Here is a 9776-nt window from a genome sequence, read left to right as displayed (position 1 = left end):
CAGGTCTACTTGGCCGGCTTCGCTTCCTGGCCCTTCTCGACCGTCACGCCGGCCGGAGGCCGGTCTCCTTCCTGGCCAACCGCACCGATCGACGGTGCGTCAGTGGTATCGGCCGTGCTCGGCCGGCTGGTCGGGACGAGAGTGCTCGCGGTGGCCATCGACGTCGCGAGGGCCATCGCGCCACCGGCCACGGCCAGGACCAGTACGCCCCCGGCGAGCGACTTCTTGATCTTCATGATGCGGACCCTTCTGCCGGGCCGTCCTTCGGCGCCGGCAGACATCAGTCAAGGGGCCCGGCCGTTGCGAGGTGTTAAAGAACGCCACGTCGAGGCGGGCGCCGACCCGTCGTCCCACGAGGGCTTAACTTGAGTTTTCACCTGTGCGGCGGGGTCGTGGACTGGTTGAGGGCTTCTTTCTGGTGGTGCCGTTCGGGCGGTCGGTCCTGGTGACGATGTGGACGTCGTGGCGGGTGGCTGGCCGGTTGTTGCGGCGTCCGGGAGGTCGTCCAGGGCCTGGTCGGCTGGGTTTCGGTGCGCTGGTGGGAGTGCCTGTTTGTGTGTGTAGGTGCCGAAACCCTCGCCGGACGCGGGCTGGGGTGAGCCGTTGTGGTGGGGCGGGGTGTTCCAGGGCCGTTGCAGGTCAGTGACCGGTGGCCGGGCGAGCCGGAGCTGGGTGTAGGCGGTCAGCAGCAGCCAGGTCCAGCGGTGCCCGCAAGCGGGAGGGACTTCTTTCCCGGCCCGGCGCTGATGTGCTCGGCTTCCTCCGTACCGACCCGGACGAGCCGCGTGTCGACGCGCAGATCTGGATGACACCCCTCAGTGCCGATCTCGACCTGGCCGACGGCGACGACCGGCGCCGGACCTTCGCTTTGCTTTAGCAGCTCCGGGGCATCGCAGCCGAGCAGCCGCTCGCCGGTATGGTCGAGTCCGAGGTCAGGCCGGGCGAGGCTGAGGTCACTGAACAGACGATCACCGACTATGCGCTTCGCGACGGTCAGTGCAGCTTCCATGCCATCGGAGCCTGTGCGATGGGTGTCGGTCCGGACGCCGTTCTCGACCCGCAGTTGCGGGTGCGAGGCATCGACTCGCTGCGGGTGATGGACGCCTCGGTCCTGCCGAGAATGGTGTCCGGCAACCCCAACGGACCGCTGATTGCGATGTCGACGTTGGCCGCCCGACGCATCCTTGCCGGCAGGTGAGTGCGACCGGATGCGGCTGCCGCTATTCCGGTCAGGGGCCGGCCGGTCAGCGTGACAATCTGGCCTGACCGGGCGTGTAGCCGTAGGCAGTCTTGAACAGCCGGTTGAAATGAGCCGGCGGGCTCAGCCCCCAGCGGGCGCCGATCGCGGCGACCGGCAGGGCGTCATTGGCGGGGTCGGCCAGATCTCGGCGACACTGTTCGAGGCGGCGCTCGCGGATGAGCGCCGCCACGGTGTGCGGGTGTTTCTGGAAGATCTGGTGCAGACGCCGTACGGAGATGAAGTGCGCCGCCGCTATCGACGCGGGGGACAGGTCGCTGTCCATCAGGTGACTATCGATGTGGGCGATGATTCGCGCGTACAGCTGATCTGCGGCTGATCGAGAGGCGCTGTCATCTTCCGTCAGGGCGACCGCGATGAGGTCGGCGAGGATGGGCACGGTGCGCTCGGCCTGCCGCGGGCTGAAGTCGGCCGAGGCCTGGACCAGATTGCGCATCAGCGAGGCGGCCACCGCTCCCGGTCCGCTGTCCCCGCGGATGCGCGTGGCAGAAATCCGGTCGAGTTCGCCAGAACTCAGACGTAGCAATTTCCGGGGAGAAATGATGGTGACATTGGTGGTAGCCGTACTCAGCACATGTACCGGCCGAGCCGGGTTGATGACGACCAGGTCGTTGGGGCTGAGCTGGGCCCGATTGCCGTTCTGCTCGACAGTCACGTGCCCGTCGAGAATCAGGTCGATCTGGCACAACTCGCGGTTCACGGACCGGGCCAGGGCCTCATCACGGTAGGACTCGCCGGGCGGGGTCACGCACTCGGCGAGGCGCAGAGGTCCCAGCGTGGCTGTGGTCAACCGGCTTGGGAAGTTTTCGTTTGTGCTTCGGAACCTGTGTAATGGGGGCATCCCGCCGGCTGCCACCGCTCGTTCCCAGTCCTCGGGGTCCACCGCTCACCCCGGTCCGACTCGGCAGGTGTGGCGACCTTGGTGAACCGCTTTCACTGCGGTAAGCGCCGGCCCAGCGCCCAGCAGCCCTCTTCTCATGGGCTCGACGCTGGTTCGCGCGTCGGCCGCCAGCAGTCAGAGCCAGGTATGGATTCGGTCAAGGTTGTGTTTCCCTTCGTTCCCCTGTCCTGACGACGTGGGGATCCGGGGAACGGTTCATACGCGGTGAACCCGTCCAGGGATGTCCGCGTTTCTACCCTCAGGAAATGGCCTTGTGCTGAGGACCCGGCGCGAGCCGCGTCCTCAGCACTTGAGGGGAGAGCTGGATGGATCGGATCAGGACTCGGGGAGGACCTGGGTGTCGTACTTGTCCAGCAGCGACAGCAGCCGGTCGTCGATTCGCTCCGGGCCCCACGGCTGCACCTGCACACCGGGCACCGGCTGGTCGCCGCCTTCGACGAACAGTCCCTCGGCGCCGCCCGGGGTATAGAAGAAGAGCATGCTGGCCGGGGTCAGGCTGACATTCTTGAACCGGTGCCGGGTGGCGCGAGGGATGAAGACGGCGTCGCCCGCCCGCGCCGTGAAGACGCGATCGCCCTTGAGGAACTCCAGCTCGCCGTCGATCAGGTAGAACGTCTCGTCAGCGTGCATATGGCTGTGCGCAGCGGGTCCGCCACCGGGTGGTACGGCCGCCTTGACCAGCCCGACGGTGCCGGCTGTCTGATCACGGGTCAGTTTGACGGTGAGGATGTCGCCGTTGAACCACACCGTCGTGCCGCGGTCCTGGGGAACATGCAGGCCCAAACTCATTGGTGCCTCTTTCAGGTTGAACGAATGTGCACCAGAAAATTTATGTAGTGCTGGGCGGGGGGACCATGACCCGCAGTCCAGGGTTATCGCCGAATCGTCCAGGAGGCTTGGTGGATCCGTTGTCCGACGTGCTCGATCTGCTCGACGTGCGGGTCGCGCCGCCGTGCCGTCTCGAGGTCAGCGGGGACTGGGCCCTGAGCTTCGCCGAATATCGCCACATCCGGGTCGGTGCCGTTCTGCGCGGCAATCTGTGGCTGACCGCTGGTGATGACGTGCGGCTTCGTCTCTCCGAGGGGGATTGTTACCTGCTGACCAGCGGTGAGCCGTACACGATCGGAAGCGAACCGGACCATGAGCCGGCCGACGGAATGGCCGTGTTCGAGCGAGCTTGGCCGGACACGGTCTATCACCACGTCGAACCCGGAGAGCCAGGTCTTACCTCGGCGATCAGCGGAGCGCTCTCGTTCGATGAGACTGCCGCGATCCTGCTGCTGGACCATTTGCCGAGGGTGGCCGCGATCAGGGCCGGCACGCCGGAGGCCGCGAACCTGCGGCCCGTATTGGAACTGTTGTCCGCGGAGACCTCACTGGATACCCCCGGCACCGGTGCGATGCGTGATCACCTCACCCACGTCCTGTTCGTGCAGACACTGCGCGGCGTACTCGTGCGGCCGAATGTGCCGGCGGGGTGGCTGCGTGCGCTCGCTGACGAACGGCTGCGGCCGGTGCTGGCCCGGATGAGCCGCGACCCTGGTGAGCCGTGGACCGTGGCGAGTCTGGCTGCAGTGGCGGGCATGTCCCGTAGCGCCTTCGCCCTGCACTTCAGAGACACCGCGGGCGTGCCTCCGCTGGACTATCTGGCTCGTTGGCGGGTGCAGTCGGCCGGCAGGTTGCTGCGCACCACTGACCGTACTGTCGGCTCGCTCGCTGCTGAGTTCGGGTTCGGATCGGAAAGCTCATTCATCCGTACTTTCAAGCGGATCACCGGTCATTCGCCGGCCCGCTACCGCGTGGACCGCTCGATCAGAGCGTCGACGACATTTCCGAGCTCCGCCGCCGATCTCGGTGACGAGCCGGTCGTGGAGTCGGGGGAGAGGACCCTGTGACGATGTTTCCGGCCGACGCTGATGCCGTTCTGGTGCGTACCGATTTCGCGGACCAGCCCGCCTGGAACGACCTCGTCTCCAGAGTCCGCGACCACGACCGAGAGGGTTCACTCGGCCACCTGCCGGTGATCGACGACCCCGGCTGTGCGGGCCTGTCCGTGTCGCAGCTGCTCGCGCTGGTCCCCGACGAGGCCCACTACCTGTATCTCGCTGTCGCCGACCGGTTCACCGACCAGACGGTGCTGGTCGTCGGCGTCGAGGGCGAGGACCGTGGCCTCCGATTCCGGACGACGATTCCGGAACTGGCGTTGATCGACATCAACCTGTCGATCGGCAACATGGACTTCGCCGATTATCTGGACGCTCTCGATGACGAAGGCGCCTATCCGGGTGGTCCGACGCCGCACCAACGCCTGGGTGCGATACCGGTGGCAGACGATTGGCCGACGATCAACCAGTTGCTGCCGGGCCAGAACCTTCGCAACGGCTCAATGCCCTCACCGTCGGGTGACTTCGTTCTGGTCCAGCAGGACGACGGGGATGTCGTCATCTATCGTGCGGCTGACGGTAGTGCGGTCTGGCGCACCGGCACGTCGAATCGTGAGTGGGCCGGCCTGCAGAATCGTCTGGTGTTGCAGGCCGGTGGGGATCTGGTGCTCTTCGAGCCGTCCGGCGTGCCGGTCTGGAGCAGTGGCACCGGCGGCCGGGCGGTGCAGCGTGTGGTGGTGACCGATGATGGCCGGTTGGTCCTGCTCGGCCCCGAGGGGATCGAGGTCTGGTCGTCGGAGGCGCCGGTCGAGCAGATCGAGAACTGACCTGTGCAGTACTCACCGGACCAGGGAATGATCGAAGATCTCGACTCGGCCCCGGCCGTTCTCCTTGGCCCGGTAGAGGGCGAGGTCCGCGTGGTGGATCAGGGCCGCCGCCTCCTGTATCTGCTCGTCAAGCAGCGCGATACCGATGGACACACCGATCGTCACTGAGCGCCCGCCGATCTCGAACGGCTCGGACACGTAGTCGCGGATCCGGTCGGCGACCGCGACCGCATCCTGTTCGGTGCGCAGCTTGCGGCAGAGCACGAGAAACTCGTCGCCGCCGAAGCGGCTCACCATGTCCTCCGGCCGAGTGGCGTCGACCAGCCGCAGTGCTACCTGCTTGAGCAGTGCGTCGCCGGCGGCGTGACCGTAGGTGTCGTTCACCGGCTTGAAGCCGTCCAGGTCCAGGAAGAGAGCCGCCACCGGACCGGTGTCGCCGGTCGGTCGCTTGCGGCGCCAGTCCGCGATGGTGGCGTCGGCACGTTCCAGGAACAGCGCCCGGTTGGGCAGGCCGGTCAGGGCGTCGTGCATCCGCGCCTGGGCCAGCCGGGCCGAGCCGCGCAGGACGAAATATCCGATCAGCACGATGATGACCATGGCGAACGCGAACGCGGCGAACATCTGCCAGGCGACCCGGGCGTTGGCCTGGACCGGGGCCAGCAGCTTCGAGCCCGAGGTGGTCTGGATCAGCCGCCAGTCACTGCCCTCGACCGGCCGGGCGACGAAGTACCGGTCGCCGTGTACGCCGCGGGTGTTCTGCATCGCGTCCTTGAGCAGGGCGGCGTCGGTCAGCGCCGACCCGGCCACCCCGTCCTGGGAGGAGACGACGACCCGGCCGTTGCCGTCGACGACATACGAGATGCTGGAGGTGCGGTCGAGGGCCCCGGTGAGAATGGTCGAGAGGTCGGCCAAGCTGATCGGAAGGGTGAGGATCCGCCGGCCGCGGGCGGTGTCGTAGGGCTGGAACGCGAGCGCGTACGAACCGTCCGATCCGGTTCGCACCTCGCCGAACGCGAGCTTCCCGGTCTGCGACGCGATCCGGAAGCCCTCATCCGCCGTCAGATCGGTGCCTTCCGCCTGCTTCGACACCGGGTCCACGATCAGTCGATCGCCGTTGGCGTCGAGCACGGCGTACCAGGGTGCGCCCACAATTTGCAGGCCGATCTGAGTCCGCAGGTCGGCGAGGTCGCCGGCGAACGATTCCTCGCCGGTGGCTCGGGTCTTGGCGTCGCTGGCGGCCAGAGTTCCGGCGATCAGGTCCGCGGAGGTGACGGCCCGGGCTTCGTACTCGCTGATGACTTTGGCCCGTGCGGCCGACGTGGTCCGGGCAAGGTACGTGCCTATACCAGCGATCAGGCCGACACTCAAAAGCACCGCGACTGCGACACTCAACCGGCGGACCGTAGCAGACCAGGCGAGCTCAGAACCCATGCCAGATAGATCGGTGACGGGTGACCGTTGCTGAGGTTTGTGCCCGAGCCAGAATTGTGTTGCGGCTCGTACGCACTGGGGCCAGGTTCTACGAGCTGGTCCCTTGACCGCCCGGCAAGGCGCGGCTCGAGCGTCTCAGAGCCGGTAGACCTCCCCGATCAGCTGGGGGACCAGTTGGCGACGACCGGCTACGCCGAACTTGGCGAACAGCGATTTCAGGTGGGCTTCCACGGTGCTCGCCGTGATCCGGAGCTCGGCGGCGATCGCGGAGGTCGGCGTACCCGCGATCACACATTGCAGCACCTGCTGTTCCCGTGGGGTCAGCGCATGGGCGAGCGTCAGCATACGGACGATGTCCGACGTCGGCGTGGGCTGGACGACGACCGCCACGCCACCGTCGGACACGGTCGAACCGTGCAGCGAGAGCCATCGGCCGGCCCGTGAGCGGAACCGGAGGCAGGACGAGCCCAGGCCGGCCCGAGTGGCCGCACAGACCTCATGCAGCGCGATCCGGTGCGGTGACAGCTCCTCGAGCCAGCGCTCGGCAGCCTCGTTGGTGATCGTCAACGTGTCGTTGTGGTCGAAGAACAGGACGCCGGGACCGGTCGGGTCCGCGAGGTCGTCCGGCAAAGTGCGAGGCCGGCAGGCGGCTCGACGCAGCGCGGCGGCGATGGGGGGCGCGGCCACCCGGGCCAATGCCGCCTCCCGCGGCGTGAATCCGGTGCGGTCGTGACCGCGGAACAGGGAGATCGCCCCCCAGCAGCGTTGGCCGGTGACGAAGACAATGCGCATTTCGTCCTTGGCTTCCAGCATGGGCAGGACGGTGCGGAACCGGTGGCTGCGCCCGGGCTCGCCGCCGGTGCTGAGGCCGAGGACGCCTACCGTTCGCCGGGATCGGGCCAGGTCGGCGAACTTGTCGACGTCGTCGACCAGGTACTCGTTGTGGGCGGCGACCGACTCGCCGCCGACCGGGATGTTGTGGGACACCTCATCGGTGAGCAGGAGAGTGTGCGGATCGGTGGTGGCGAAGCAGTAGGCGTCGTACGCGATCACCCGGCTGAGCCGGGCCGCGATCTCGGTGCGCAGGGCGCGGGAACCCAGGCCGGCCTGACAGGCGCGTTCGACGCCGTTCAGGGCATCGCGTTCCATTACTGATAAGCGTGCCATAAAACTACCCACTGTACGGCGTTCGGTGGTTTGGATCAATCCCTGTCTTCCGGGCTGCTGAGGTGCCGGACCGGCCCTTTAGCGTGGCGCCCGACCATGCACGCCCGACGAACCGGACGGACCGTTCCATGACTTTCCCCTACGCTGCGCAAGCTACCGAACACCAGCAACTGGAGTGGCTCAACGGCGGAACCATGCAGGTGCTGCTGGCTGCTGAACACACCGGCGGTCACCTGGCGATGTTCCGATCTCTCGCCCCCGCGGGGGCGGCTTCGCCGGCCCACGTCCACTCCCGCGAGGATGAGATCGTCATGATGCTGAGCGGAAGCGCCACGTTCTGGTCCGGCGCCAGTCGCTTCGAGGTCGAGGCGGGTGGAGTGGCTTTCCTGCCCCGTGAGGTTCCGCACGCGTACCGCATCACCTCCGACGCCGAGATGCTGGCGCTGAGCACGCCGGCCGGGCTGGAAGGCTTCTTCCGCGGAGCCGGTCACGACCGTTCCGAACCGAAGCCCGCGGGATGGAACATCACGCCGGCGACCATGGGCCAGGCGGCCGCGGCCAATGGTCAGACCATCCTCGGACCGCCGCTCGGCCCGGACGGCACCCTGCCCATGACCTCCACCGGCCCGCTGAACACGGGAACGCCGTACGCGGCACAGCCCGACGAGCACGAGGCGATCGAGTGGATCGGCGGCGGGCTCATGCGGATCCCGCTCAGCGGGCAGCACACGGGCGGTCGGCTGACCCTGTTCCGATCCAGCGCCGCGGCCGGGTCGGCGTCGCCGGTCTACGTCCACCACCGTGAGGACGAGATCATGCTGTTGCTCAGCGGCAGTGGTGTCTTCTGGGCCGGCGAGCACCGGTACGAGCTGTCAGCCGGTGGCGTCTTCGTGGTGCCCCGCGGTGTGCCGATGGCCTACCGGCTCACCTCCGACGCCGAGATCGTCGCAGTCACGACCCCGGCGGGTCTGGAGAGCTTCTTCCGGCGAGCCGGCCGTGACGTGCGGCAGCCTCGTCCGGACGGCTGGGAGTTGTCGGACGACGCCCTGGCCGAAGCGTCCAGGGCCACCGGTCAGGCGGTCCTCGGGCCGCCGCTGGGGCTGGACGACCGGATGATCCCGGTTGAACTCCTCAAGAGCTGACGTCTGGCCATTTCTCGTACTGGCGGATACTCACGCCTTCGGAGGGCAACGATCGAAGACGTACGGCTCAAGTGCGGGTTCGCGCGGCACCAGGCGGGCGGCGGTCACGTTGGCGGCGATCGCCTCGTTGGTGGCGGCGAAGTCCCGCTCGTAGGTGGCCGGATCGACGCCGGGCATGAGGGTTTGCGAGCAGACACCGCGGCTGATCCGCGACGGGCGGGCCGGGCCCTCGTGGCTCAGCGCGTCCATGGTGAGCGCGTAGGCGACCGGGTCCGCGGTGCCGAGGCCGACGTGTTCGGTGGCGTTCGCCGGGCAGATGTCCTGCACCGTCACATTGGCCACCTGGCGACGGCTCCCCCGCAGTGCGGCCGAGGAAATGGGAGTGACGAACTGGTCGTGTTCGGTGGCGATCGTCGTGTAGGAGATCCCGGGGAAGGTCTCGGCGCGGGAGTTGAGAGCCTGGACGAGGCGAGCATTCGTACGCAATTGCAGCAGCGCGGCCGGGCCCGGGGTGCCGTCCGGGTAGCCGGCGTCGTTGCCCAGACTGCCGTGCTGGGGCGAGCCGATCGCCACGTAGTCGGCGACGAGAGCTCGCGTGTCCGGCCAGAAGCGCAGGGCGAACCGCGCGTCGACGCCACCCTGACTGTGGCCGACCACGGCGATCCGGCGGCCGCTGATGCGGTGGACGTGCCGGATGGCGTACACCAGATATTCGGCACTCTCTTGGATGTCGCCCAGCGCGAACGCGGGCAACCGCACCGAGCAGTAGGGCCGGCCGACACGGTCGAAGGCGGGGAACCAGTTCCAGGCGAACTGCCCGGGGTCGAGCGCGGTCGCCGGCACGAAGAGGGCCACCGGCTTCCGCGACGAGGTGGCGTCCGGCGAGCACTCGACGGCCGCGCGCAGGTCGGCGACGGGGACAGAGAGCCGCGGTCCAGGACGGTGCACCGGAGCGTACGGCGAGTTCGCCGCTCCCGCTGGGCCGGCGACGCCCAGGACCAGAGCGAGCGCGATGAGGAAGATCTGAACAGTCTTGTTCACGAGAAGTCCTTCGTGGCCGGGACGCGTTCGGTGAGTGGGGCGGCCGGTTGAGGTCGCGGCGTGGCGGTGGTCGATGACTGAAGAGGTCTGCTCGGCGTCGTGCACTGAGCCTCGACTGCCTCGACT

The 9776-nt window shown here is 67.8% G+C and carries 11 protein-coding genes and 1 pseudogene; 4 read left to right on the top strand and 8 right to left on the bottom strand.

All coding sequences use genetic code 11. The annotated features are described in order from the left end of the window. Nucleotides 1-5: 5 nt before the first annotated feature. From KXC43_RS48170 to KXC43_RS48165, 3 genes and pseudogenes are all read right to left on the bottom strand, one after another. Nucleotides 6-236 (bottom strand): hypothetical protein, encoded by a 231-nt coding sequence (locus tag KXC43_RS48170; RefSeq protein ID WP_221383033.1) that lies wholly within the window; start codon nucleotides 234-236, stop codon nucleotides 6-8. Nucleotides 237-360: 124 nt separating this feature from the next. Beyond that, nucleotides 361-719, bottom strand: a pseudogene (locus KXC43_RS52500) (NF041680 family putative transposase); the annotation flags it as partial. Then, nucleotides 683-1009 (bottom strand): hypothetical protein, encoded by a 327-nt coding sequence (locus KXC43_RS48165; RefSeq protein WP_221383035.1) that lies wholly within the window; start codon nucleotides 1007-1009, stop codon nucleotides 683-685. The pseudogene KXC43_RS52500 and the gene KXC43_RS48165, both read right to left, overlap by 37 nt. On the opposite strand from KXC43_RS48165, the gene KXC43_RS48160 reads away from it, so the two are divergent. Continuing rightward, nucleotides 917-1198, top strand: coding sequence for a GMC oxidoreductase (locus KXC43_RS48160; RefSeq protein WP_221383032.1), 282 nt, complete (start codon nucleotides 917-919; stop codon nucleotides 1196-1198). The genes KXC43_RS48165 and KXC43_RS48160 overlap by 93 nt on opposite strands. A 46-nt stretch (nucleotides 1199-1244) precedes the next feature. Here the strand turns inward: KXC43_RS48160 and KXC43_RS48155 are convergent, their stop codons facing one another. Together KXC43_RS48155 and KXC43_RS48150 are read right to left on the bottom strand one after the other, a co-directional pair. Continuing rightward, nucleotides 1245-2099, bottom strand: a complete 855-nt coding sequence (locus KXC43_RS48155; RefSeq protein ID WP_255646108.1) for a helix-turn-helix domain-containing protein — start codon at nucleotides 2097-2099, stop codon at nucleotides 1245-1247. Between the two features lie 375 nt (nucleotides 2100-2474). Beyond that, nucleotides 2475-2948 carry a cupin domain-containing protein gene (locus KXC43_RS48150; protein WP_221383030.1) on the bottom strand — a complete coding sequence of 158 codons (474 nt, stop codon included), beginning with the start codon at nucleotides 2946-2948 and terminating at the stop codon, nucleotides 2475-2477. A 110-nt stretch (nucleotides 2949-3058) separates the two neighbouring features. On the opposite strand from KXC43_RS48150, the gene KXC43_RS48145 reads away from it, so the two are divergent. Together KXC43_RS48145 and KXC43_RS48140 are read left to right on the top strand one after the other, a co-directional pair. After that, nucleotides 3059-4054: an AraC family transcriptional regulator gene (locus KXC43_RS48145; RefSeq protein ID WP_221383029.1), complete on the top strand. Its 996-nt coding sequence runs from the start codon at nucleotides 3059-3061 to the stop codon at nucleotides 4052-4054. 2 nt (nucleotides 4055-4056) lie between these two features. Further along, nucleotides 4057-4869 carry a DUF6924 domain-containing protein gene (locus tag KXC43_RS48140; RefSeq protein ID WP_438870960.1) on the top strand — a complete coding sequence of 271 codons (813 nt, stop codon included), beginning with the start codon at nucleotides 4057-4059 and terminating at the stop codon, nucleotides 4867-4869. Between the two features lie 12 nt (nucleotides 4870-4881). On the opposite strand, the gene KXC43_RS48135 is transcribed toward KXC43_RS48140, so the two are convergent. Further along, the gene (locus tag KXC43_RS48135) at nucleotides 4882-6261 is read right to left on the bottom strand and encodes a sensor domain-containing diguanylate cyclase (protein WP_221383027.1); all 1380 of its coding nucleotides are present in this window, start codon (nucleotides 6259-6261) and stop codon (nucleotides 4882-4884) included. Between the two features lie 174 nt (nucleotides 6262-6435). Beyond that, complete coding sequence (locus tag KXC43_RS48130; protein ID WP_221383026.1) at nucleotides 6436-7449, bottom strand: helix-turn-helix transcriptional regulator; 1014 nt, start codon at nucleotides 7447-7449, stop codon at nucleotides 6436-6438. Between the two features lie 146 nt (nucleotides 7450-7595). Between KXC43_RS48130 and KXC43_RS48125 the strand changes: the two genes are divergently transcribed. Next, nucleotides 7596-8609: a cupin domain-containing protein gene (locus KXC43_RS48125; RefSeq protein ID WP_221383025.1), complete on the top strand. Its 1014-nt coding sequence runs from the start codon at nucleotides 7596-7598 to the stop codon at nucleotides 8607-8609. 30 nt (nucleotides 8610-8639) lie between these two features. On the opposite strand, the gene KXC43_RS48120 is transcribed toward KXC43_RS48125, so the two are convergent. Next, nucleotides 8640-9650, bottom strand: coding sequence for a lipase family alpha/beta hydrolase (locus KXC43_RS48120; protein WP_221383024.1), 1011 nt, complete (start codon nucleotides 9648-9650; stop codon nucleotides 8640-8642). Nucleotides 9651-9776: the final 126 nt, after the last annotated feature.

It is taken from the genome of Paractinoplanes polyasparticus (assembly GCF_019710575.1).
GTDB classification, from domain to species: domain Bacteria; phylum Actinomycetota; class Actinomycetes; order Mycobacteriales; family Micromonosporaceae; genus Actinoplanes; species Actinoplanes polyasparticus.
This window is presented reverse-complemented; position numbering and strand designations above follow the sequence as displayed.

What these genes read in the sequence shown, in the direction of transcription:
- KXC43_RS48170 (WP_221383033.1), bottom strand. Translation starts at nt 236, where the DNA reads ATGAAGATCAAGAAGTCGCTCGCCGGGGGCGTACTGGTCCTGGCCGTG.
- KXC43_RS48160 (WP_221383032.1), top strand. Translation starts at nt 917, where the DNA reads ATGGTCGAGTCCGAGGTCAGGCCGGGCGAGGCTGAGGTCACTGAACAG.
- KXC43_RS48165 (WP_221383035.1), bottom strand. Translation starts at nt 1,009, where the DNA reads ATGGAAGCTGCACTGACCGTCGCGAAGCGCATAGTCGGTGATCGTCTG.
- KXC43_RS48155 (WP_255646108.1), bottom strand. Translation starts at nt 2,099, where the DNA reads ATGCCCCCATTACACAGGTTCCGAAGCACAAACGAAAACTTCCCAAGC.
- KXC43_RS48150 (WP_221383030.1), bottom strand. Translation starts at nt 2,948, where the DNA reads ATGAGTTTGGGCCTGCATGTTCCCCAGGACCGCGGCACGACGGTGTGG.
- KXC43_RS48140 (WP_438870960.1), top strand. Translation starts at nt 4,057, where the DNA reads ATGTTTCCGGCCGACGCTGATGCCGTTCTGGTGCGTACCGATTTCGCG.
- KXC43_RS48130 (WP_221383026.1), bottom strand. Translation starts at nt 7,449, where the DNA reads ATGGAACGCGATGCCCTGAACGGCGTCGAACGCGCCTGTCAGGCCGGC.
- KXC43_RS48125 (WP_221383025.1), top strand. Translation starts at nt 7,596, where the DNA reads ATGACTTTCCCCTACGCTGCGCAAGCTACCGAACACCAGCAACTGGAG.